Origin of the sequence: Methanolobus psychrotolerans (genome assembly GCF_002243045.1) — an archaeon.
Lineage (GTDB): Archaea > Halobacteriota > Methanosarcinia > Methanosarcinales > Methanosarcinaceae > Methanolobus > Methanolobus psychrotolerans.
This window is the reverse complement of record NZ_MBKP01000004.1, coordinates 36,220-58,697: the sequence shown is the minus strand read 5'-3', so window position 1 is coordinate 58,697 and position 22,478 is coordinate 36,220. Positions and strand designations below refer to the sequence as shown.

Genomic DNA, 22,478 nt, shown 5'->3' with positions numbered 1-22,478 from the left:
AGACGCTCTGCAACCTCAAGATTTCTCTCAAAGGTTATAACAGCGGTTCTTGTGCCACTCCGTATAAGTAAGACCTCCCATAGTTCACCGGGTCCACAACACCGCCAATAAGGATCATTGCGGAGCGCTTAATGCCTGCTTCCTTGACCTTTCCGGCGATATCTGCCACAGTGCCCTTAATGATTCTCTGATCAGGCCAGGATGCATGGAAAACAACTGCAACCGGGGTATCTGGTGCATATTCTACCTTTTCCATGATCTCCTCTATTTTCTGGGTGCCCAGAAAAACAGCCATGGTTGCATTGTGCCTTGACAATTCCTTAATCTGGTCCTTTTCCAGGGTCTTACCTGCCGGGCGTGTGATTATCAGAGTCTCTGAAACATCGTTCAGGGTAAGCTGTGTCTGCAATGCAGCTGCAGTTGCAAATACTGAAGAGACACCTGGTATTATTTCGATCTCAACACCTGCGTCCTTTAACTCTGCCATCTGCTCCACAATGGAACCATATAGGGACGGATCTCCGCTATGCAGCCTGACTACCTTTTTGCCTGCATTGAGATTGTCCAAGATCAGTTTGTTAGTTTCATCGAGGGTCAGTCCGTAACTATCGATCTTTTCCCCTTTTGAATAATTAAGTACTTCCGGATTCACAAGGGAACCTGCATATATTACAAGGTCTGCTCCTTCAAGAAGCTCCTTACCCATTACAGTGATATACTTTGCGTTTCCCGGACCGGAACCTACAAAATAGACTTTTTTGTTTGTCATCTGGATTCTCCTTGCGATCATTCTTTTTCTGCAAAGATAATACTGAAATAATTACCCTTTTCAGGAATCTTTTCTCTTTCTGTGATTATTACTTCATTTGGGCTGAAAAGACGTTCACAAAATGTGAATTTGTTATAGCCTTCCTCTTCAAATGAACTGATGATCTCGTGTGGACGGCTGGCCTTCAGCCTGATCTTATACTTGCTGTCCGAGCCATCGCTGACCTCAAAGGAAGAGTCTACTTCCGCTCCGGTCTGTGCAGCAAATGAAGTAATTGAGCTTATACCCGGAATTGTTGCTGTTTCCACATCAGGATAGAATTTTTTCATCACTCTTTTCAAATGAGTGAATGTTGAAAAGAAGTTCGGATCGCCTATCAGGCCGAAAACTACAAGATTATCCTTTGATTCTTCAGCAAGCATGTCAGCATTCTTTTTCCAGACGGATGTAAGCACATCATAATCTGTCAGCATGGGGAATTCCAAGATTTCCGCTTCTGCATATGGTGCCACCAGATCAGCTGCGAGGCGACCGGGAACATATACTTTGTATGCATTTTTCAGGCTTTCAACAGCTTTCAATGTGAGAAGCTCCGGATCTCCCGGACCAAGTCCAACTCCAACAAGCATTTTTTTATCACCATTATGATTAATTTTTACCTGCTTTTCCGACAACAACATATACCGGATTTTCAGGTTTGAACATCGTTTCACCAGTAATCGGTGCACCACGTGAGACAATCACATGCAGTACCTCATCGAATAAGTCAAGTTCTTTCATCTTATTTATTACGTTTACGACCGTTTCGATCCTGACTGCATTCACTACGATACTCTTTGCCTTTTTCTCAGCAAGCACTTCAAGCACGCGGGAAATATTCTTTGTGCCACCGATGAATGCACAATCGATAGACCCGACATCCTGCTTTTCCAGGATCTCAGAAGATTCACCGGAAAACACTTGGGCATTGGTAATCTTAAATGCTTCGAAATTTTTCTTCGTTACATCAATTGCCTCTTCCCTTGCATCCATGGCACATATATTTATATTATGTACCATTTTTGAAGCTTCTATTGACACAGCTCCCGTACCGCAACCAATGTCGAAAAATCTGCAATTATCTACTAAATCAAGTTTTGATAGGGATATTGCAATTATCTCCGGCTTCGTCGGACCGCCACTTACGTGCAAAAGTTCTGTCATATTCCACCTTAACTAAGATAAACTGGAGTTAAGTAGATATAAGTTGTCCTTCATAAAACTGTTGCATTATTACGAAATAGTATAGCAATTCAAAAATATTTAGGGCGGTTGCAATGGAAAACAAGAAAAAAGCAAAGAAGTTACTGGTATTGGGCACTGCATCGGATGTCGGCAAGAGTATAATGGTCACCGGCCTGTGCAAGATACTTTCCAGAAAATATAAGGTTGCACCATTTAAGGCCCAGAACATGAGCCTGAACTCATGGATCACAAAGGATGGAAAAGAGATCGGAATTGCCCAGGCAATACAAGCCAAAGCTGCCGGCATCGAGCCAACTGCTGATATGAACCCTGTGCTTCTCAAACCCAAAGGAGACAGGACGTCACAGGTTATCGTGCTTGGTGAGCCTTATGCAGACAAAACTGCGGGCAATTATTATGATTCTATAGAAGAAATGCATGGCGTGCTCAGAGGAGCTCTTGGAAGGCTAGAATCCGAATATGACCTCATTATTATGGAAGGAGCCGGAGGAGCTGCAGAAATCAACCTTTATGACCGCGATATCGTCAACATCGGAACTGCGCGCATAACAGGCGCACCCATCATACTGGTCGGAGATATCGAATCCGGAGGAGTTTTTGCAAGCCTTTACGGCACCAAGGAACTGCTGCCCGATGACGTCAGCAAGAACCTGAAGGGATTTGTCATCAACAAGTTCAGGGGTGACCCTGCAATACTCGAACCCGGATTAAAACAGCTTGAAGACCTGACAGGAATACCTGTTCTTGGAGTACTGCCATATTACAAGCTCAAGATACCTTCAGAAGATTCCATGGCCATCAGGAAGAAGAAAGGCAGAGCTGATAAAGAAAATATTAATGATATTGACATTGCAATCATACGCCTGCCAAGGATCTCAAATTTTACCGATTTCGAGCCACTTGAGAGGATTGCGAATGTCAGGTATGTTGACCTTGATGAAAACTTGGGAACACCAGACTGTGTGATTATCCCCGGTACAAAAAATACGGTCAGCGATCTTCTGGATCTTAAAGAGAGCGGCATGGACATACAAATATGCAATCTCAAAGGTAGAGCAGTTATCTTCGGGATTTGCGGCGGCTACCAGATGCTTGGCAAGGTTATCCACGATTCCGGAGTAGAGAACGGAGTTGAGGCAGACTACGAAAGTCTTGGACTTCTTGATACCGAAACCACTTTTGGAGAATACAAAAAGAGGACAGTCCAGGTACAGAAAGATATCGTTGCCGATGGCCCCATTTTTAAGAATATCAAAGGTGACAAGATATGGGGCTATGAGATACACATGGGCGCAACAAAGACAGCAAGAACTGTGTTTGGAGATGACGGCAGCATTGATGAAAGTGGAACTGTGGTGGGCACATACCTGCACGGACTTTTCGAAAATGAGAACATCAGGCATGCACTCATGATATATCTGGCTGAAAAGAAGGGAATAGAGTACCATCCTGAAACAGTCACAACCGAAGAAGAAGCCTACGAAGAACTTGCAGAAGTTGTGGAGAGCTGCCTGGATATGAAGAAAATATACCAACTCATCGATGATCAGGAATGATTTTTAGCCTTTTTTGAATTGCAGTAGCTGCTGCAGATTTCTCTTTTTTTACAGTGATTTTTCTATTCGAACCTGTAGCTCTGGCTTTTTTCAAGACACTGCAGTAAACATACCCGTTGCAACCTGAATATTAACATTTTATCATAGATAATCAGTTTAAAAGACCCTATTATTCAAAGTTAAACAAAACGAATATATACTTGTTTACTTGTATTAGGCATATCTACAAAGTATAAGACTACAAAGGAGAAACTATGAAGGAAAAAACACTGAACTTCATCGAACCCGAAACATCTGTAAAGGTGTTGAAAGTCACTGGACAGAAATCTTCAAGAAAGAGGATACTTGACATGGGACTAACCCCCGGAACAAGAGTAGAGGTCATCCGCCGGGCACCATTAGGAGATCCCGTCGAATTCAAGCTGAAGGGATACAACCTGTCCCTGAGGAAAAAAGAAGCAGAAACAGTTCTTGTTGAGATCATAGAATGAACGGAAAAGACAGGAGCAAGATTAGGATGGTGACCGAATGACAGAAAAGATAACCGTTGCCCTGGCCGGAAATCCGAATGTAGGGAAGACCTCCATATTCAACGCAATAACCGGCTCAAAACAACATGTAGGAAACTGGCCCGGAGTGACCGTTGAAAGAAAAATGGGTAAAAGGAAGCACAAAGACATTGAAATGCAGATCGTGGACCTGCCAGGGACTTACAGTCTTACGGCATATTCCCTTGATGAGATAATAGCACGTGATTTCATCATTGAAGAAAAGCCTGACATCGTGGTGCAGGTTATAGATGCAACAAACCTTGAAAGGAACCTTTACCTGACAACCCAGTTGATGGAACTGGGCACCAAGCTGATAATAGCGCTCAATATGACCGATCTGGCCCTTGCAAAAGGAGACAGTATCGAGGTTCAGAAAATGCAGGAGTTCCTTGAGGTACCTGTTATATCAACGATTGGAAGCAGAGGTGGAGGAATAGAGGATCTTCTGGACTCTATCACCGAGGAGATACACAGGACACGAACAAACGAGAATGTCTTCGTTTATGACGGGGAAATTGAGAAAAGTGCAGATGAACTGGGAAATGTCCTTGCAGATGACCCTTATTATTCACATTATCCTTCACGCTGGTTCAGCATGAAATTGCTTGAGGGAGACGAAAATATCATTAAGAAAGCAAAGGAGAGTGGAAACTACCCGCAAATAAGGAAAATACTACAAAGGACCGATGCCGACAGTTTTGAGGCTAAGATAGCGGACCAGCGATACAAGACCATACAGACAATGCTGAGGCAGGTATGTAACATCAACACGGACCACCTCAGCGGCTCGGACATGGTCGACCGTGTGGTTACCAACAAATACCTGGGAATTCCCATATTTCTGTCTTTGATGTGGGCGGCTTTTGAGGTCACATTCACTTTTGCCACCCCCTTCATGAATATAATAGACATATTCTTCGGATGGCTTGCAGAAACTGCCTCCGATGTGATAACTATCTCCTGGTTGGCCTCCCTTGTTGGGGACGGCATGATAGCAGGTGTCGGTTCCGTACTGATATTCCTTCCAAATATCCTGTTGCTCTTCTTCATGATATCGCTCATGGAAGACAGTGGATACATGTCAAGAGCTGCGTTTATCATGGACAAGGTCATGAGTAAGATAGGGCTGCACGGCAAATCATTCATCCCGCTCATAATGGGATTCGGGTGTAACGTCCCTGCCATAATGGCAACACGCACCATCGAAGACAGCAGGGACAGGCTCATCACGATACTAATCGCTCCTTTTGTATCATGCGGCGCAAGGCTGCCAGTTTATGTGCTCTTGGCAGGTGCCTTCTTTGGAAGGGATGCCGGTATCGTGATCTTTGGCCTGTATGCCCTGGGCATATTTGTTGCACTCATCAGCGCAAAGCTCATGCGCAGCACCATAGTAAAAGGAGAGGATACACCCTTTATTATGGAGCTGCCCTCATACAAGATCCCTACATTGAAAGGCAGTATCCTCCACATGTGGGAAAGGGGCAAGATCTACCTCAAAAAAGCAGGTGGTATAATACTCATCGGTGTTGTAGGAATTTGGCTCCTTGCATCCATACCTGCCCCTGGAAGTGGCGGCACCTTTGCTTCAGAAGAGATATACGGCACCACAGATTCCATGATAGGTTTCATCGGGCAGATCATAGAACCTTTAGTAGCACCACTTGGATTTGACTGGAAGATCGCAGTTGCACTGATGTTTGGTGTTGTTGCCAAGGAGATCGTAGTCGGCTCAATGGGAGTGTTATACGGAGTTGGTGACAATGAGGACAGCCTTACCGAAATACTCGCCGCCGGAGCAATGACACCTCTTGCAGGCCTGGGACTTATGGTATTCACCCTGCTGTACGTGCCATGCTTTGCCTGTATAGGTGTTATCAAAAGGGAAACAGGATCCTGGAAATGGACAGTCTTCCAATTGCTCTACGGCACAGGACTTGCATGGATATTCGCATTTGTATTGTACCAGGTGGGCAGCAGGATAGGTTTGTTTGCCTGAATCAACAAGGAGAGTGACAGAAATGGAACAACACTACGGAAAAACTGAAATCACCTTTGCTGCACTTGCCGGGGTGCTGTATACAATATTAGGGATGTATCACATAGCTGAAGGGATTGGTATAGATATCGGGATATATGAAGGAATGGCAGGATCATTGTTCATCCCAGGGGACATACTGGGTGGATTCTGCCTTGTGGTCACAGGAGGAGTATTCCTTTACGGATTCAAAGAAATGATGCAGGGAATAAATGCAGGAGTTTCTTTCCTGTATGTTGGAATACTCATGTCCCTGTTATTCATGATGGTCTATCTGCTAATAATGGGAGGGAACCTGCTTGATTCCTTCATAGTCCCGCAAGATTACGAAGGATGGAGCATAATGGAAACATTCAGGCCGGGAATTTACCTGGGAATACTTTCACTTGCAGGAATACTGTATTGGAAAGACAGGTTCTCTTTGAATGAAGTGCTTGTTTTCCGGGAGGGAGCATAATGGTAGTCGGTTACAGATTCTTCCTGCGAAGAATGGCCACAATAATGGATTCAAAAGAGAATCTCACCATCAGGACCATTGCTAACCGGCTCAACCTCAGACAGGATGAGTTCAGGGACCTCCTGAACATCATGGTAAATAAAGGAGATATAAAATGTGTCACTGAAGGTGCGATCAACTGCGCAGGGAACTGCATGGCGTGCTCAAAGCTCTGCGCAGGTCCCGAACTATCTGCAAGGAACAGTAAAATAAAGTCATACAGCCTCACGGAAAAAGGCAGGGCAATCTGTGAAGGATTGTCCTGATAACTGGTAACATATTTTTCTTCTTTTTTTTAGGGTCATCCATGTATTCATAAGTTTCTGGGCTCGCTGATTCTCATCCTTCTGTTCGCATCATTTTGTGCCGCACCCGGCAAAGCCATAAACCTTAAATAGAATTAAGCATTTTTAATCATTGCTGTACAATAATATACATTGATGCATTGCGTGGTGCTAACATGAAGGATTACATAAAGAAAGTAAGTGAAAATAACAACCTTACAATACAGGAAGCAGAGGATGCCATCACACAGATATTCACTGATGCTACAGACGCACAGATCGCCGGCCTCCTCATAGCCCTGAAAATGAAGGGAGAAACTGCTGATGAGATTGCGGGTTTTGCGATAGGGATGAAAAAGGCCGCAAATACCATCAAACCTGATGTCAAAGGAGTGCTCGTGGATGTTGTAGGCACTGGCGGCGACAGACACAATACCATTAATGTCTCAACTGCATCTGCTATTGTTACTGCAGCTGCCGGAGTTGTTGTTGCAAAACACGGCAACCGTTCCATCACTTCACTTTCAGGAAGTGCTGATGTGTTGAAAGAACTCGGCATAAAAGTAGATAAATCCCCTGAAGAGGTAATGGGATCAATTGAAAAGAACGGTATCGGTTTCATGTTCGCCCCCATCTTCCACCCTGCAATGAAAAGGGTCGGACCCATTAGACAGGAAATGGGAATCAGGACTGTTTTCAATATACTTGGACCACTCACAAATCCTGCAAACGCAAAGGTGCAGCTTGTTGGCGTTTATGATCAGAAACTATGCGAACCTTTTGCACAGGTAATGAAAAAACTTGGAGTAGAAAGGGCAATGGTAGTTCATGGGGACGGCATGGATGAAATATCAAACATATCCGAGACGTACGTTGCCGAGCTAAAGAACGGAAAGATCACTACCTATACCCTCACTCCTGAAGAACTTGGAATCAGTAGGGCAAAAGCAAATGAGATCGTAGGTGGTACGCCGAAAGAGAATGCACTTGATATAATATACATCCTCAAAGGTGAGAAAGGACCTAAGAGGGATATAATTGTAATGAACTCTGCAGCAGTTCTTTATGTTGCTGGCAAGGCTGGTTCCATAAAAGAAGCCATACCAATAGTAGAAGAAATAATTGACAGCGGTAAAGCCATGAAGAAACTATTGGAATTCAGTGATGAAGACATCACTCATGAGGTTATAAATGAAGCAGCTTCCAAGAGTGAAGATATGCGGAATGCGGTGTGCTGAAGATATAGAACTTGCAGCGAGCTGCGGAGCTGATGCTGTTGGCTTTATCACAGAGGTTCCTGTGAACACGCCCCGGAAACTTGATGCACCGACAGCAGCATACCTTGTCAGGACTGTGCCGTTATTTGTAGACTCAGTGCTTGTGATAATGCCAGCTAACGGACTACAGGCACTCGACCTCATAGAGAAGGTAAAACCTGACGTAGTTCAGATTCATAATGAGCTCAGTGCTGAGGAAATAGAGATCATACGCAACGGCACTCACCAGAAGATCATAAGGACATTTGTCATACCTGTTAAAAGCAAAGACCTGCCAGCAGACATGATTTCACAGATGAATGCACTGCTTGATAGTAACCTTATAGATGGAATACTTCTGGACTCCGGCAAAGCAGGTGCCAGTGGCGGTACCGGTATGGTGCATGACTGGTCCATCAGCAGGCAGGTGGTCGATAACACTGATGCACCCGTAATACTAGCCGGCGGACTTAATCCTGAAAATGTGCGAAATGCAGTAAAAGAGGTAATGCCATTTGCCGTGGATACTGCCTCGGGTGTAGAGAGCGATGGAAAAAAAGATCCTGCCAAAGTGTGCAGGTTTATAGAAGAAATCAGGTGTATCAATGGTTGATTTTGATTTTAGTAAAGAGGATTTCATATCCCTTATTGAAAATTCACAGAAGCCTGCAATCGTGCAGCTTATGACTAAAGTGGATACGATATGTACACCCCTGCAGTTGTACGCAACCCTGCAGAATGCAGGACATTCATATCTCCTTGAATCCGTCGAGAAAGAAAAAAGACATGCTCGGTATTCATTTGTAGGTTACGAACCGGAAATGGTAGTGTCTATAAAGGACCGCTACCTGACCATCGAATGCCAGATGAACTCCGAGCTTACAAAACACATCTACAGCAAACTCAAGTTTATGGGAAATGTTGAATCCCTTATAGGCGGCAAGTTCAGAGTTAAATTCAGCGAGAATGATGATGCTCTTGCGGCATTCCGCAGGATATACCCCACAAGTACCGATACAACAATCCTTAACCAGAAGCGTTTTGACAGGCAGACCTTCCTTGGAGGAGCAATTGGGTACAACAGTTATGACCTTGTCTACGATTCCTGGATGGACATAGGCAAAAAGCCAGATTCTGACACGCCGGATATGCACTTTGCAATAATGACAAAGACCTTTATCTTTGACCATATAACCAACCAGACCTACATAGTCATCACACCGTTTATAACAGAAACCAGCGACTTGGAAGCTGTTTACGCCCATGCGGACTCAGAGGCGCAATTAATGGAGAGATCGTTGCAGATGGCATCCGTCATAGGCATTAGCGAAGACATCCCGGCAGCAGATTCTGAAAAACCTGTCGCTAACATGGACCAGGAAGCCTATGAAGAAGCAGTGAGAAAGTCTAAACAGCACATCATCGACGGTGACATCTTCCAGGTAGTAGTCTCCCGCAGGTATACTGTTAAGATGAAGCAGACACCCCTACAACTCTACATAAGGCTCAGAAACATCAATCCAAGCCCATATATGTATATCTTCAACTTCAAGGACATTGGCATCGTGGGTGCAAGTCCTGAGACCCTTATGACAGTCTTTGACAGGAAAGTCATCACAAATCCGATTGCAGGCACATGTCCTCGCGGGAAGAACGATGAAGAGGACAAATTGCTTGCCTCGGAAATGCTGAATAACAAAAAAGAATGTGCTGAGCACGTTATGTTAGTTGATCTTGGACGTAATGATGTCAGGATGGTTTCAAAGAGCGGGACCGTTAAGGTTGATGACCTCATGAGCATTGTCAAATATTCTCATCTCCAGCACATTGAGAGCACAGTAAGCGGAGAACTAAGGGATGAATGCGACCAGTTCGACGCCACAAGAGCTATATTCCCTGCGGGCACTCTTTCCGGTGCACCAAAGATAAGGGCAATGGAAATAATAGACGACCTTGAGCCGGAATCAAGAGGAATTTACGGCGGAGGCGTTGGATACTATTCATGGAATGGTGATGCAGACTTTGCAATTGTCATAAGGACAGTACTGATAAAGAATAACACAGCTTATGTACAGGCAGGAGCAGGCATCGTGGCTGATTCGGACCCGACATACGAATACAATGAAACGGAAAGGAAAATGGCTGCAATGATAAAAGCGATAGGAGGCAAATAATGAAAGTACTGTTCATCAACAACAAGGATTCTTTCGTCTGGAACCTTGTGGACTATGTTTCCATATACGAGCCAGACACCGTTGTAGTTCCTAACACCATTTCCCTTGAAGAAGTTAAAGCTATTAACCCGGATGCTATCGTTGTTTCACCCGGACCCGGCACACCTCACAGATCAGATGACATCGGAACATCCCTTGACATCATTAGGGATTTTGGTTCAGAGATACCCGTACTTGGAGTATGTCTTGGGCACCAGGCCATAAATGCCGCTTTTGGAGGGACCATTGGTCATGCGAAGAGTGGACCAGTACATGGAAAGACATCCTATATAATCCATGAGAGTTCACCACTCTTTGACGGGCTTTCTGGAAAATTCAAGGGAGGAAGATACCATTCCCTTGCGATTGAAAAATTGGCTGATGACCTGAAAGTCACTGCAAAAACAGATGATGGCATAATCATGGCAGTTGAACACAGGAAGTACCCAGTGTACGGTGTGCAGTTCCATCCCGAATCTATCCTTACAGATGAAGGACTGAAGATAATCAAGAACTTCCTGAAAATAGCTGATGGTATGCACAAGAATTAAGCATTTGCGGACTTATTGTTAACTATGCTTATCGGTATCACAGGAACACCGGGAACTGGAAAGACATCGGTGACAAAGTTGCTTGAAAAGGACTATATGTATCAGGTGATCCACCTCAACGAACTCATCAAAGAAGAGAAACTCTACTCCGAGGTGGATACTGAAAGAGACTGTGTCGTTGCTGATATGGACATGGTGTACAACAGAGTCCTTGAACTACAGGATATATCGTATCCTGTAACCATAATTGACAGTCATCTCTCACATCATATTGCTGATATTGTAATCGTACTGAGAACATCGCCTGCAAAACTAAAAGAAAGACTGGAAAAAAGGAAGTATTCTGTTGAAAAAGTACGGGAAAACCTCGAAGCAGAAGCTCTCGATATCATCCTGGCAGAAGCGGTGGACTGGTGCGAGAAGGTCTTTGAACTCGATACAACCGAAGGAAATGTGGAAAGAACTGTCAAGGATATAGGAAAAATAATAATGGGAATTCGCATGGGAGATACCAATGAACTGGAAAATAGATACAGACCGGGAACTGTTGACTGGAGCGAATTTTTCGGGGATTAGATGTCATCCCTAACACTTTTTTCCTGAAAAATCTGCCAGGAATTATCTTTTGGACATACCGGTAATTTCAGAGTGAATGTACTGCCTTTACCATAATCGCTTTCCATCCGGATCTCACCATTATGCATTTTTGTATATTCCCGGACAAGCATTAGGCCCAAACCTATACCCCCGTGCGTACGGCTTGCTGAACCATCTACCTGTACAAAAGGCTCAAATATCCTTTCCTTGTCATTTTCTTTTATACCAATCCCGGTATCTGAAACAGATATGAATATACTGTCACCTTCTTTTTGTATATTTATTGATACTTTGCCACCTTCTTGCGTGAATTTCAGAGAATTTTCCACCAGATTATAAAGGATCTCTGTTATTTTATCAACATCGGCTATTAGCTCTATCAGATTCGGGTCTATCCTTGTGATGATAACAATACCCTTTTTGGCTGCCATTGAACGGGTTCTGCTGAGAACTACAGACAGGACATACCTTGGATCGAAGCTCTCAAAACTAAGGTCCATTTGCCCTGACTCTATTCTGGAAAGGTCCAGCATCTTATTAATAAGCTCAAGCAATCTGTTACCACTTTTGTAGATTGACAATGCATGTTTCTTCTGTGTCTGGTTCAAATTGCCCGATAAGCCTTCCAGCAACACGTCTGAAAAACCTATTACAGAACTCAATGGAGTCCTCAGTTCGTGGCTAATGTTTGCCAGTAGCTCATTTTTATAACGGTTGGCTTCTTCTGCAGCTATCCTTGCGCGCAACATCTGTTGTTCAGCAAGCTTTCTGCTGGTTATGTCAATGAAAGTCCCGATAGCCCGGTGAGGAACACCATTTTGATCTACATCAAACGGTTTCCCACGGCCTGTCACCCATATCCATCCCCCTGACCGGGATTGCATTCTAAAATCCATCTGGAAAACCTCCAGCTTGGTTAGCTGCCCCAGTAATGTTGAAACTATAAACTCACGATCATCTGGGTGGAGAAGGGATTTCCATGTTTCAAATGTCCTGGGAAGCTCATCCTGATCATAACCTAGTATGGAGTACCAGCCAGAACTGAAATATGCATCGTTTGTGTCCATATCCCAGTCCCAGAAACCTTGCTTTGAGACTTCCATTGCAAGTTTAAGCCTTTCCTCACTTTTCAAAAGCGAAGACTCTGCTCTTTCCTGTGCCATAAGAGCAGCTTTTTTATCAAGGGCTTCCCTGACAGAGAACGACAGTCTTCTTATCCGATCCTTCAGAACATAATCGGTTGCTCCTGCCTTCATGCATGTGACAGCTGTTTCTTCATTCAAAGAACCAGTGAAGATTATAAAAGGTATCTTCTCGTCAAATTCCTGCAAAATCTTCAGTGCCTGCATACCATCAAACGCAGGAAGACTATAATCCGATATCACCAGATCAGGAGCAAATTCTGCAAGTTCCCTTGAAAAATCCTCACTTGTTTCCACTCTTCTTGACTGGAATTGTATTCCATCCTTTATAAGAATCCTTTCTGCCAATTCAGTATCTGAGGGAATATCCTCAACAAACAAAATATGGATATTAGAATCGTTTCCCATAGGTGTGGACCTCTAGCACCTTTTAAATTCATTCATAAGTAACCAGTAAAAACCAATCTTATTAATAGATTCTACAAAGTTGTCAAAATCTACAGGTTTTACAATATAACTATTCACACCCAGGCGATAGCTCTCCACAATATCACATTCTTCCTTTGAAGATGTCAGCATAACAACCGGGATGGCTTTAGTATCCATGTCACTTTTTATTACTTTCAGAACCTCAAGCCCATCAATCTTTGGGAGCTTCAGGTCAAGGAGAATCAAACGGGGATGTGCATTTACATCCCTGTCCGCAAACTCTCCCCGGCCGTAGATAAAATCAAGAGCCTGTTCACCATCCCCAAGAACAACTATATTGTTTGCAATATTATTCTTTTTCAAAGCCCTCAGAGCCAACTCTGCATCATTGGAGTTGTCTTCCACAAGTAAGATCTCTACTTCATTCTCCGCACACATATTCTTTCTCCATTACCGGTAATGAAAAATAAAATGTAGCACCCTCATTTACTTTCCCTTCAGCCCATGCCTTTCCACCGTGCCTGTGAATTATACGCTGGACAATAGCAAGCCCCACACCTGTCCCCTCAAAATCTTTTTCGTTGTGCAGACGCTGGAATATCCCAAAGAGTTTGTGGCTGTACTTTGGATCAAAGCCCACACCATTATCCTTTACATAATAGACATTCATGCCATTCTCAGCATATGCCCCCACATCAATTATCAGCTCTTCACTGCGCATACTGTACTTTAAAGAATTGGACAGAAGATTTGTCCACAACTGCCTGATCAACGTAGGGTCAGCACAAACACCCGGAAGATCAGCCACTGTAAATACAACTTTTTTGTCTTCATGCACTATAAGATCAGCAAAAACCGATTTTACCAGGGCATTCATGTCAATATCAATGCAATTCATTTCATTTCTGCCAATCCGGGAAAATGCCAGCAGATCCGTGATGAGCTTATCCATTTTTTGTGTGTTTGTCCTGATTATATCAAACAGGCGTTTGCCTTCCTCATCAAAGAGAAAACCATAGTCTTCTATTATTATCCTTGAAAAACCATCGATGGCCCGCAGGGGAGAACGAAGATCGTGAGACACTGAATAAGTAAATGCCTCAAGCTCACTGTTGGCTTCTTCCAGCTGTGAAGTACGCTCCTTGACATATCTCTCCAGTTCAATCGTGTGCTTGCGGACCTGCTCGTTTAGATGTGAGTTACGGATTGCTATTGAAAGCTGAGTTGCAACTTCTTCAACTATTGCCTGATGGTCCGGATTAAAGAACCCAGGTGTGAAAGAAGCTAGATTCAGAATACCTATCATTTCTTCTTTGATTATGAGTGGTACACTGAGACCTGAACATATACCCTCTTTTACTAACATGCTTGCCATAGGAGAAGTGGGTTCCTCCAATATACTCAGATCAGAAAAGACCAACGACCTGCCGGATCGCAATTGATCAAGCTGTCTATTATGATTTAGCTTCACACGTGTGCCGATACGGATTTGAGACACATGACCGGAATCCATGGCAAAGACAAATATTTCATCTGTGTCCTTATCCACTAACATAAGACGGGCAAGAGAACAGGAAATGAGTTTACGCAAATGTTTTAGCACAGTGTTTGCAATCTGTTCCGAGGAGAAAGAGGAGATTATACCTTTATCTATCTCATGCAGCATATTAAGACGTTCATTATAATGCTTTACTTCTTTCTCTGCATGCTTACGTTTATCAATATCCTCAACGATACCGATAAAATACAAAGGTTTATTATCTTGATGACGTACGATAGCCACGGTCAAGTTTACCCATACGACCTTTCCATCCTTGCAGACATATCTTTTCTCAATGGAATAATCATTTATTTTTCCGGCAAGAATGTTTTCAACATGATAGATTTCCTTTGGGTAGTCCTCAGGATATGTAATGTCTGCGAAGTTCATAGAGAGCAGTTCTTTGGAACTGTAACCTGTGATATCACACATACGCTTGTTGACCTGAATGAAGCTACCTTCCATGGTTGACTGGCACATTCCCACTGCTGCCTGCTCAAAAGTGGCACGGAAACGCCCCTCGCTCTCAAGCAACTTATCTGCGGCAATTTTACGCTCTGTTATATCCTGCATGGAGCCTGTCAACTTCACAACATTACCATCTTTAAATACCGGACGTCCAAGTGTACGTACCCATTTGTGAATCTTTTTAGCAGATATCAATTCCAGTTCAACATCATAAGGTTCACCTTTTTCGATTGCATCATGGATAGCTTTCTCGATAATCTCTTTTGAGCTGGGGGCATAAAAGCTCAATCCGATATTTTTATTAGTTTCATCGGAAGGATCAACATCATGGATACATGCAACTTCCGAGGTCCATGTTCCTTCACCAGTAGAAACATCAAATTCCCAGCCACCGATATGAGCTATCGAGCTGACCTCATATAAAAGGGACTCTGTTTTTTTCAGTACTTTTTCGGTGTTTTTCAGTTCAGTTATATTAAGGATAAAACCATCGATAATGAATCCATCATCGTTCAATTCATCGCTGACTCTTGCATTCATTAATAACCAGATGTGGTTGCCATCTGCACTTAAAGCCTCATATTCAAAATTCTCTGCATGACCCTGAGTTTTCAGGATGTTCAGGAATTCATTACGGCGATCCGGGTTCACATATAGTTGTGTTCCTATATCCTGAAAATAAGCAACAGCTTCTTCTGAGGTTCTCAGACCCACAATCTTTGCCATTTCAGGATTTGCCTGGATCATTTTTCCTTTGGAAGTGGTGCGAAAAATGCCTACAGGTACATTGTCTATGAAGCTTTGAAGCTTTACCTTATTCTCTTCTACAATATCATACGCTTTTTTCCGAGAATTCTGATTATTCAGAAGGCTTCCCAGTAAAACAGTACCTATTGGATAGACAAGCATGACAGGAAAACTTACATTGCTTAAAACTTCAATAGCAATCGACCATGGGAGCAATAACATGCATATCAGCATAGCAATGTGGACCAGAATACCTAAAATATATAACTCGGACCAACTAAAGACTTTTTTGAATCTATCATGAAAATGACGCCATAATAGTCCTATTATCACAGAGCTTGCTATTACAGCGATACCCGGCCAGGCACCAGCACCACCTTCGTAAAAACGATAAAAACCGACAATTACTGCTGCAATGACCGCTGGGATCAAACCAAAGAAAAGAGCAGTTATGCTCAGAAGAATGGAACGTGTATCAAAAAAGATTCCGGAGGATAGTTCCCAGGGGTTTAACATCAAAGCAATGCCTATCATGCCAATGAAAATCCCGATTACTGCTCCTTTTAAGCGAGTGTTAATATTCATATTGAAAAAAAGGACATCGTACAGGACAACTAAAGCAAGAAGCAGAGCTGCATTGTTTATCAGAGACAATAACGCTTCAATGTTCATACAAAACCCCCATGTCAAAAATACCTGTGAATTTTACTTGCATGCTACCTATCCCTGAATTCTGCATTATTCGTAACTATGAAACTGAAAAGTTCCAAGGACGATCGAACATACCTGAGATCTGAAGAGAACTGATCGAATAGAACCTGGCTTTGTGTGTAGTTAATACATATTTCATGAATATCAATTATGAATGTTTATTATATATAAATGATAGGAGGTTGAAATAAAAATTATGAGCTGGGTTTTTATTTTTAAACTGAAAATATCCTTATGTATACTTTCAAAAACCTTGTAAACAATGCAACTTCAGGATATGCATCCCTTTTTTACAATAGTCCTTCATTTAAGAAGTATGCAATAAAGAGTAGTACTGTATGAATATTAATCAAAAACTAAATAAAGCTGCCAGTAAGTATTCAGTTATAATATAAATCTGATATTTCTTTGCCGAGGTGACAGAGTGGCTAATGTGACCGCCTGCAGAGCGGTTTTCCGGGAGTTCGAATCTTCCCCTCGGCATTCGCATATATAGTTCGTGGGAGTTTTAATGTGGTATTAAGGGTCTACAATACTTTGACAAGGGAGATGGAGAACTTTATTCCCTTTTGTGGAAAAAAAGTAAACATGTATATTTGTGGCCCAACAGTATATGACCACTGTCATCTGGGACATGCCAGAAGCTACGTTTCTTTTGATGTCATAAGACGGTATCTCATTTACAGAGGATATGATGTAAACTATATATCCAACATAACGGATATCGATGACAAGGTGATAGACCGCGCAAAAGAAAAAGGTGAAGACCTTTTTGCCCTGTCCCGGAAGTTTACTGAATCTTTCATTGAAGATATGAAAGCTCTCAGGGTATTGGCTCCAGACGCCCAGCCCAAAGTAACGGAGCACATACCTGAGATTATTGAAGCGGTGGAAACGTTGATAAACAAAGGTACTGCGTACTCAACCCACAAAGGCAATGTGTATTATGACCTAATGAGATCAGAGGAGAAAATAGGGACCCTGAGCCACCAGACTGTGAAAGGACTTCTGGAAGGTTCCGGCGGCAGGATTGAGGTTGAAAACGATAAAAAATACCAGCTTGACTTTGTCCTGTGGAAATCTGCACCCCAGGGAGAAACTGGATGGGAGAGCCCCTGGGGCAGAGGTCGCCCGGGATGGCATATAGAATGCTCCGTTATGTCTATGAAGTATGGTTCGCAGCAGTTGGATATACATGGCGGCGGTATGGACCTCATTTTTCCGCACCATGAAGCTGAAATACTCCAGTCTGAAAGCTGCACCGGAAAACATCCATTCAGCAAGTACTGGCTTCACAATGGTTTTCTAACTATCAATAAGGAAAAGATGTCAAAGTCCCTTGGTAATTTCTTTACCATCAAAGAAGTGCTTGATAAATTTTCTCCCGGAACTATCAGATTCTTTATAGTCTATACACACTACAGGAACAACATTGATTTCAGCGGGGAAAGTCTGGAAGAGGCCGCCAGGGCAAGGAAGAGATTGTTGAATACAATCTCGAACGTAAAACATGCCCTGAATGAAGCCCATAAAGATGGAAATGATTGCAGACTTACGGAATTGATTAATGAGACCAGAGAAACACTCATTAATTCCATGGATGATGATTTCAATACAAGAGAAGCGATAGGGAATCTTTTTGTATTCAGCCGCAAGGTAAATTATATAGTTTCCAACGAAGCGCACAGTCGTGCTGCACTTGAAGATGTACTGGAATTCATTTCAGAGATAGATGGGATACTCGGCATATTTGGCGAGGAGGAACATGAAGCTTACAAAAATATACCGGAGGGACTACCTGAATATAAAATAATGGAGATGATAGGACTTCGGGACAGGGCACGTGAGGGTAAAGACTGGGTAAAGGCCGATGCAATCAGGGATGAACTGAAGGAGAAAGGCATCATCATTGAAGATGGAAATGACGGCACGAAGTGGAGAAAGGGTTAAAAAGAAAACTAAAAATGGATCTGAAAATATAAAACACCTAATCTATATCCGATTTTGAAACGCTTTTAAGCCGGTTCACACCATCTATCTCATCGAGGACATCAGCAACAGCCTGCGGAACAAGAGACCTCCAGTCCTCATCATTCAACATTCGCCTTCTTGTTTCGCTGCCGGAATAACCTTCCCTCTTGTACATGGGAGGTTGCCTGACAGTGATACCTGCTTCCTTGAAAAGACGCACAACAAGCGGATTGTTAGAATAAACTACATCAAAAGGCGGCGTCATAGAAATGATATGAGAGACCCACACGGCATTCCGTTGAAGGTCTTCTATAGGTATTGCATAATGTTTCACATCAGCTGTCTCAAGAGCGTGCTTGATCATCATTACGCGCTCACCTGCAGTAAACGGATTCATAGGCTCATGGCTTTTCTGCGCACTTCCTATACCAATTACTACCTCATCCACATCCCGGGCAATATCATTAATTATAGAATAATGCCCGAGATGGAATGGTTGAAAGCGTCCTATATAGAACGCCCTTCTCATGTACATATATGATAACCATCAGTGAATGCCACATTCATCGAATGTGAACTTCTCACACACTTCAAGATAGTGTCCTGAGTTGTTATCGTGTTTCATTTTGGCAAGTTTCTGGATGAGGTCCATTCCTGGCTTTGGATCTTCCATGATCTCAACCCTGTCCTTGACAAGTTCGAATATCTTCTTGCCTACATCTGTGCGTATAAGCACACAATTCCATCCGTCAGGAGTACCGACTGAACCAAGTGAGATATCTGCGGATACTGATGTATAATCACAGCAGTGGTGACATGGATTCCTTGCGTAGTGAGCGACTTCAGGAATCTTCACACTGTGGGCTTCACCGTCCTTTGTGTAGTTCCAGAATTTACCCTTACCGAAATCCATCTTGACGACATCATCAAGGTTAAGTCCCATGACCTCAGGAACAATCTTCTCGGTCATAACATCATGATGGAAACTTTCCATACATAACAGACCAAGGATCACAACGATCTTGTCGTTGTTATTCTCAACAAGGAGACGTGCACCATGTGCCTGACAAGGAACTCCAATAACACCTATTTTATCATATTTTTCAAATGGTTCCCTGAGAGCTGATAGAACTGAATCATAAGTATACTTGGTACCTGTTGTTCTGTCAACATCTTCCGGTTTGGTCATGACTATAAGCTCAGTACCCCATTTATCATCCTTGGTGATACCGACAATGCAATCTACCGTACCAGTCTCAAGCAAAGCCTTTGCCAGTATTGAGGTTACTCCACCGTCCTGACCTTTAATAGTGCTCTTTGCTCCAAAAAACTCTTTTACATTTGCAAATTCGTCTTCCATATACCCGTCAATTACAGGACAGAGTCTGCCGCATGTGAGGCATCCTTCACATACATTAGGTGCTGCTCCTTTGACGTACAGTTCTAAATTATCAGGGTCACGGACTTCTGCACGCTTGTTCATAACAATTGCGCCAGCAGGGCATGCTGAAACACATGCCCCACAAGCAGTACAGACGTCGTGCTCAATGACCTCTAATATCTTTGGATGGGCCATTAACTGCCTCCGACGTTCTTTTCTTATTTACCAATGATTTCTTTGCCGATGAGCTTGATAGCCTTCTCTTTGTCAGGTCCGATTGGGGAACCTGCAACTATCTGTGTCACACCGATGTCAAGCAGGTCATTGATCCTTGCCTTACAGTCTTCTGGTGTTCCGCAGATTGAGAATGCATCCATCATGTCAGTTGTTACCATACCGCCCATGAGTGCACCGAAGTCACCCTTTGCGATTGCTCCACCGATGTCAGCTTTTGCTGCTACATCAATGCCGTGGCGCTCAAGTACCATGTCAGGTGAACCTGCAACGATGAATGCAACAACTACCTGTGCTGCCTTTGATGCCTTTACAGCATCCTTGTCGATTGAGAAGCATGCGTATGCTGCAACGTCAACTTCCTTAGGGTCACGGCCTGCCTTCTTTGCGCCTGCTGCGATCTGCTGTACAGCAACTTCAAAGTCCTTAGGGTGTGATGCGTTGATCAGTACACCGTCTGCTACCTCTCCTGCGAGTTCGAGCATCTTTGGACCCTGTGCACCCATGTAGATAGGCACATTACCAGCGTTGAATGCCATCTTAGCACCGCTGATCTTTACCATTTCCCCATCCTGGTTTACCTTCTTACCGGAGAAGAAACCACGGATTGCAGAAATGCTCTCTTTTGTCATGGTCAATGGCTTGTCCCATGAAATACCCATTGCATCGAAGGTTGCCTTGTCTCCAGGACCAAGACCGAGAATTGCACGGCCGCCTGAAATCTCATTGATTGAAGCAATGCTTGATGCGGTGACAGCTGCATTCCTTGTGTAGGGGTTTGTGACACCTGTGCCGAGCTTGATACTGTTTGTGCTCATTGCAAGCACAGTTAAGGTTGAGTATACATCACGATTGTTGTAGTGGTCTGTGATCCATACGTTGTCAAAGCCCTGCTGTTCAGCAAGTTTTGCATAGTGTGCTATTTTCAAAACCGGGTCGCTAGGTACAAATTCTATTCCAAATGTCATTTGAATCCTCCTCTAAAGTGTGTTGCTAATCAGGTATCTATACATATTTAAAACTTTGTTGGTTTGATACTGGCAGAACATAGAAATATAATTCGCAAAGAGCAAGACTAAAATACTCCCAAAAGTGCAAATGATCAGGCCTGCCAGTAATATCATGAAGAACTGCTAGAAACTAACACTATGTATAAAATGAACATGCATTTACCGTTACAGATATATCCAGTAAATGTCAGAAGAAATAATGTTCACATATTGTTCATATTTGCAGGAGGTGAGGGTGTTGGGAGTTACTGAGTTATTACTCAGGATAAGCATTCACATATCTGCAAAGATATGAAACAAATAAGAGAACTGTTTGAGACTAAATTGAATTTTGAATAGAGTGACCATCATGAAATGCTATGAATGTTCAAAAAATGGGAAAGATAGTGATACATTGGCTATCTGCATAATTTGTGGGAGAGGTGTCTGTAAGGAACACCTGGTCAGGGAAGAAACACCCGTATGGGAAGGTGAATACAGCATAAAACTAAAGTGCGGCATGGGAATAGCCTGCGATTACAAAGATGTCCAGCACTGGAAGAAAGTGCTCTGCATGCCCTGCCATAAGGCACTTGTAGAGAACTATTAGGTGATATCATGATGAAATGTTATGACTGCATGGAAGAAGCGAAAGACACTGAAGCAACTTGTGTATGTATTACTTGCGGAAAAGGTCTTTGTACCGAACATGTAAAGGAACTCGAACTTCCTGTATCAGTAGGACAGCCGCCTCATGTTAAAAGGCTTCCAAAAGGATTGCCAAGGATCATGTGTCACTACTGTTTTAACCAGACGATTGAAGATGCATTTGACTAATTATACAGTCATACGTAACAATAAGGAGGAAAATTATGTGCGGAGAAAATAAAGGAAGAGGATGCGGACACAGAGAGATCATTGATGACATGTCCGGAAAATTAGGATTCACACCTCAGATACTGGAAATCCTTGGAGAGCTTGAACCGGAATTCCTTCACAAATACAATATGTGCAATAACAAGATACTCAGTGACGGAGCACTGCCTGCTAAAACAAAGATACTGATGGCTCTTGCGGTCGTTGCATCAAAGCAGTGCGAACGCTGTGTTGCATCACAGATGAAGAGTGCACTGAAAAACGGAGCAACTAAAGAAGAAATAATGGAGACAATGGATGTTATATTCATAACATCTGGTGCTCCTGCAGTTGCTGCATGCAGAGATGCATTGAAACTGCTGAAGTAAGAAAATCTGTTAAGGGACCTGTCTGATCCCTTTTGAGCTTATTTAATTTGACATCCATATGCTACT

Annotated in this window: 23 protein-coding genes and 1 tRNA gene; 15 read left to right on the top strand and 9 right to left on the bottom strand. The window is 43.0% G+C overall.

Annotation, left to right across the window (positions count from 1 at the left end; translation table 11 throughout):
- Positions 1-34: 34 nt before the first annotated feature.
- Genes cobM through cbiT form a run of 3 tightly spaced genes read right to left on the bottom strand, consistent with a single transcriptional unit; the run spans position 35 to position 1,972 of the window.
- Complete coding sequence (gene cobM / locus BB781_RS01330; protein WP_094226861.1) at positions 35-769, bottom strand: precorrin-4 C(11)-methyltransferase; 735 nt, start codon at positions 767-769, stop codon at positions 35-37.
- Between the two features lie 17 nt (positions 770-786).
- Positions 787-1,398, bottom strand: coding sequence for a cobalt-factor II C(20)-methyltransferase (locus BB781_RS01325; protein ID WP_094226699.1), 612 nt, complete (start codon positions 1,396-1,398; stop codon positions 787-789).
- A gap of 19 nt (positions 1,399-1,417) precedes the next feature.
- Positions 1,418-1,972 carry a precorrin-6Y C5,15-methyltransferase (decarboxylating) subunit CbiT gene (gene cbiT / locus BB781_RS01320; RefSeq protein WP_094226698.1) on the bottom strand — a complete coding sequence of 185 codons (555 nt, stop codon included), beginning with the start codon at positions 1,970-1,972 and terminating at the stop codon, positions 1,418-1,420.
- Between the two features lie 113 nt (positions 1,973-2,085).
- On the opposite strand from cbiT, the gene BB781_RS01315 reads away from it, so the two are divergent.
- From BB781_RS01315 to BB781_RS01270, 10 genes are all read left to right on the top strand, one after another.
- The gene (locus BB781_RS01315) at positions 2,086-3,570 is read left to right on the top strand and encodes a cobyric acid synthase (RefSeq protein WP_094226697.1); all 1,485 of its coding nucleotides are present in this window, start codon (positions 2,086-2,088) and stop codon (positions 3,568-3,570) included.
- A gap of 254 nt (positions 3,571-3,824) precedes the next feature.
- Positions 3,825-4,061 (top strand): FeoA family protein, encoded by a 237-nt coding sequence (locus tag BB781_RS01310; RefSeq protein WP_094226696.1) that lies wholly within the window; start codon positions 3,825-3,827, stop codon positions 4,059-4,061.
- Between the two features lie 37 nt (positions 4,062-4,098).
- Positions 4,099-6,120, top strand: a complete 2,022-nt coding sequence (gene feoB, locus BB781_RS01305; RefSeq protein ID WP_094226695.1) for a ferrous iron transport protein B — start codon at positions 4,099-4,101, stop codon at positions 6,118-6,120.
- Positions 6,121-6,142: 22 nt separating this feature from the next.
- Entirely contained in the window at positions 6,143-6,616 is a 474-nt protein-coding gene (locus tag BB781_RS01300; protein WP_094226860.1) for a hypothetical protein, read from the top strand.
- On the top strand, positions 6,616-6,921 hold the full coding sequence (locus tag BB781_RS01295) for a FeoC-like transcriptional regulator (RefSeq protein ID WP_094226694.1): 306 nt from the start codon (positions 6,616-6,618) through the stop codon (positions 6,919-6,921). The genes BB781_RS01300 and BB781_RS01295 overlap by 1 nt, the downstream gene beginning before the upstream one ends.
- A gap of 194 nt (positions 6,922-7,115) precedes the next feature.
- On the top strand, positions 7,116-8,177 hold the full coding sequence (gene trpD / locus BB781_RS01290; protein ID WP_094226693.1) for an anthranilate phosphoribosyltransferase: 1,062 nt from the start codon (positions 7,116-7,118) through the stop codon (positions 8,175-8,177).
- A complete protein-coding gene (locus BB781_RS01285) occupies positions 8,131-8,808 on the top strand; it encodes a phosphoribosylanthranilate isomerase (protein ID WP_094226692.1) in 678 nt (225 codons plus the stop codon). Before trpD ends, BB781_RS01285 begins: the two co-directional genes overlap by 47 nt.
- Positions 8,801-10,369, top strand: a complete 1,569-nt coding sequence (gene trpE / locus BB781_RS01280; protein ID WP_094226691.1) for an anthranilate synthase component I — start codon at positions 8,801-8,803, stop codon at positions 10,367-10,369. Before BB781_RS01285 ends, trpE begins: the two co-directional genes overlap by 8 nt.
- Positions 10,369-10,959, top strand: a complete 591-nt coding sequence (locus BB781_RS01275) for an anthranilate synthase component II (RefSeq protein ID WP_094226690.1) — start codon at positions 10,369-10,371, stop codon at positions 10,957-10,959. Before trpE ends, BB781_RS01275 begins: the two co-directional genes overlap by 1 nt.
- 24 nt (positions 10,960-10,983) lie before the next feature.
- Positions 10,984-11,535 (top strand): adenylate kinase family protein, encoded by a 552-nt coding sequence (locus BB781_RS01270; RefSeq protein ID WP_094226689.1) that lies wholly within the window; start codon positions 10,984-10,986, stop codon positions 11,533-11,535.
- Here the strand turns inward: BB781_RS01270 and BB781_RS01265 are convergent.
- Genes BB781_RS01265 through BB781_RS01255 form a run of 3 tightly spaced genes read right to left on the bottom strand, consistent with a single transcriptional unit; the run spans position 11,532 to position 16,554 of the window.
- The gene (locus BB781_RS01265; RefSeq protein WP_094226688.1) at positions 11,532-13,106 is read right to left on the bottom strand and encodes a hybrid sensor histidine kinase/response regulator; all 1,575 of its coding nucleotides are present in this window, start codon (positions 13,104-13,106) and stop codon (positions 11,532-11,534) included. The genes BB781_RS01270 and BB781_RS01265 overlap by 4 nt on opposite strands.
- A 12-nt stretch (positions 13,107-13,118) precedes the next feature.
- Positions 13,119-13,565 carry a response regulator gene (locus tag BB781_RS01260; RefSeq protein WP_094226687.1) on the bottom strand — a complete coding sequence of 149 codons (447 nt, stop codon included), beginning with the start codon at positions 13,563-13,565 and terminating at the stop codon, positions 13,119-13,121.
- Positions 13,549-16,554 (bottom strand): PAS domain S-box protein, encoded by a 3,006-nt coding sequence (locus BB781_RS01255; RefSeq protein WP_094226686.1) that lies wholly within the window; start codon positions 16,552-16,554, stop codon positions 13,549-13,551. Before BB781_RS01255 ends, BB781_RS01260 begins: the two co-directional genes overlap by 17 nt.
- Before the next feature lie 449 nt (positions 16,555-17,003).
- Here BB781_RS01255 and BB781_RS01250 point away from each other — a divergent pair.
- Together BB781_RS01250 and cysS are read left to right on the top strand one after the other, a co-directional pair.
- A tRNA-Cys gene (locus BB781_RS01250) sits at positions 17,004-17,076 on the top strand.
- A 30-nt stretch (positions 17,077-17,106) separates the two neighbouring features.
- Positions 17,107-18,543: a cysteine--tRNA ligase gene (gene cysS / locus BB781_RS01245; RefSeq protein WP_207205224.1), complete on the top strand. Its 1,437-nt coding sequence runs from the start codon at positions 17,107-17,109 to the stop codon at positions 18,541-18,543.
- A gap of 37 nt (positions 18,544-18,580) precedes the next feature.
- On the opposite strand, the gene BB781_RS01240 is transcribed toward cysS, so the two are convergent.
- The 3 genes from BB781_RS01240 to mer are packed head-to-tail and all read right to left on the bottom strand — an operon-like array spanning position 18,581 to position 21,147.
- The gene (locus BB781_RS01240) at positions 18,581-19,099 is read right to left on the bottom strand and encodes a nicotinamide-nucleotide adenylyltransferase (RefSeq protein WP_094226684.1); all 519 of its coding nucleotides are present in this window, start codon (positions 19,097-19,099) and stop codon (positions 18,581-18,583) included.
- 12 nt (positions 19,100-19,111) lie between these two features.
- A complete protein-coding gene (gene fpoF / locus BB781_RS01235) occupies positions 19,112-20,140 on the bottom strand; it encodes a F420H2 dehydrogenase subunit FpoF (RefSeq protein WP_094226683.1) in 1,029 nt (342 codons plus the stop codon).
- A 23-nt stretch (positions 20,141-20,163) separates the two neighbouring features.
- Positions 20,164-21,147: a 5,10-methylenetetrahydromethanopterin reductase gene (mer, locus tag BB781_RS01230; protein WP_094226682.1), complete on the bottom strand. Its 984-nt coding sequence runs from the start codon at positions 21,145-21,147 to the stop codon at positions 20,164-20,166.
- Between the two features lie 391 nt (positions 21,148-21,538).
- Here mer and BB781_RS01225 point away from each other — a divergent pair, with 391 nt between their 5' ends.
- Genes BB781_RS01225 through BB781_RS01215 form a run of 3 tightly spaced genes read left to right on the top strand, consistent with a single transcriptional unit; the run spans position 21,539 to position 22,412 of the window.
- Positions 21,539-21,778, top strand: a complete 240-nt coding sequence (locus BB781_RS01225; RefSeq protein WP_094226681.1) for a DUF2180 family protein — start codon at positions 21,539-21,541, stop codon at positions 21,776-21,778.
- Between the two features lie 8 nt (positions 21,779-21,786).
- Positions 21,787-22,005: a DUF2180 family protein gene (locus BB781_RS01220; RefSeq protein WP_094226680.1), complete on the top strand. Its 219-nt coding sequence runs from the start codon at positions 21,787-21,789 to the stop codon at positions 22,003-22,005.
- A 35-nt stretch (positions 22,006-22,040) separates the two neighbouring features.
- Positions 22,041-22,412, top strand: coding sequence for a carboxymuconolactone decarboxylase family protein (locus BB781_RS01215; protein ID WP_094226679.1), 372 nt, complete (start codon positions 22,041-22,043; stop codon positions 22,410-22,412).
- Positions 22,413-22,478 lie beyond the last annotated feature (66 nt).

What these genes read in the sequence shown, in the direction of transcription:
- mer (WP_094226682.1), bottom strand. Translation starts at nt 21,147, where the DNA reads ATGACATTTGGAATAGAATTTGTACCTAGCGACCCGGTTTTGAAAATA.
- cobM (WP_094226861.1), bottom strand. Translation starts at nt 769, where the DNA reads ATGACAAACAAAAAAGTCTATTTTGTAGGTTCCGGTCCGGGAAACGCA.
- BB781_RS01295 (WP_094226694.1), top strand. Translation starts at nt 6,616, where the DNA reads ATGGTAGTCGGTTACAGATTCTTCCTGCGAAGAATGGCCACAATAATG.
- cbiT (WP_094226698.1), bottom strand. Translation starts at nt 1,972, where the DNA reads ATGACAGAACTTTTGCACGTAAGTGGCGGTCCGACGAAGCCGGAGATA.
- BB781_RS01310 (WP_094226696.1), top strand. Translation starts at nt 3,825, where the DNA reads ATGAAGGAAAAAACACTGAACTTCATCGAACCCGAAACATCTGTAAAG.
- fpoF (WP_094226683.1), bottom strand. Translation starts at nt 20,140, where the DNA reads ATGGCCCATCCAAAGATATTAGAGGTCATTGAGCACGACGTCTGTACT.
- feoB (WP_094226695.1), top strand. Translation starts at nt 4,099, where the DNA reads ATGACAGAAAAGATAACCGTTGCCCTGGCCGGAAATCCGAATGTAGGG.
- trpD (WP_094226693.1), top strand. Translation starts at nt 7,116, where the DNA reads ATGAAGGATTACATAAAGAAAGTAAGTGAAAATAACAACCTTACAATA.
- BB781_RS01325 (WP_094226699.1), bottom strand. Translation starts at nt 1,398, where the DNA reads ATGCTTGTTGGAGTTGGACTTGGTCCGGGAGATCCGGAGCTTCTCACA.
- BB781_RS01285 (WP_094226692.1), top strand. Translation starts at nt 8,131, where the DNA reads ATGAAGCAGCTTCCAAGAGTGAAGATATGCGGAATGCGGTGTGCTGAA.
- BB781_RS01220 (WP_094226680.1), top strand. Translation starts at nt 21,787, where the DNA reads ATGATGAAATGTTATGACTGCATGGAAGAAGCGAAAGACACTGAAGCA.
- BB781_RS01255 (WP_094226686.1), bottom strand. Translation starts at nt 16,554, where the DNA reads ATGAACATTGAAGCGTTATTGTCTCTGATAAACAATGCAGCTCTGCTT.
- BB781_RS01270 (WP_094226689.1), top strand. Translation starts at nt 10,984, where the DNA reads ATGCTTATCGGTATCACAGGAACACCGGGAACTGGAAAGACATCGGTG.
- BB781_RS01275 (WP_094226690.1), top strand. Translation starts at nt 10,369, where the DNA reads ATGAAAGTACTGTTCATCAACAACAAGGATTCTTTCGTCTGGAACCTT.
- BB781_RS01260 (WP_094226687.1), bottom strand. Translation starts at nt 13,565, where the DNA reads ATGTGTGCGGAGAATGAAGTAGAGATCTTACTTGTGGAAGACAACTCC.
- trpE (WP_094226691.1), top strand. Translation starts at nt 8,801, where the DNA reads ATGGTTGATTTTGATTTTAGTAAAGAGGATTTCATATCCCTTATTGAA.
- BB781_RS01315 (WP_094226697.1), top strand. Translation starts at nt 2,086, where the DNA reads ATGGAAAACAAGAAAAAAGCAAAGAAGTTACTGGTATTGGGCACTGCA.
- BB781_RS01300 (WP_094226860.1), top strand. Translation starts at nt 6,143, where the DNA reads ATGGAACAACACTACGGAAAAACTGAAATCACCTTTGCTGCACTTGCC.
- BB781_RS01240 (WP_094226684.1), bottom strand. Translation starts at nt 19,099, where the DNA reads ATGTACATGAGAAGGGCGTTCTATATAGGACGCTTTCAACCATTCCAT.
- BB781_RS01225 (WP_094226681.1), top strand. Translation starts at nt 21,539, where the DNA reads ATGAAATGCTATGAATGTTCAAAAAATGGGAAAGATAGTGATACATTG.
- BB781_RS01215 (WP_094226679.1), top strand. Translation starts at nt 22,041, where the DNA reads ATGTGCGGAGAAAATAAAGGAAGAGGATGCGGACACAGAGAGATCATT.
- BB781_RS01265 (WP_094226688.1), bottom strand. Translation starts at nt 13,106, where the DNA reads ATGGGAAACGATTCTAATATCCATATTTTGTTTGTTGAGGATATTCCC.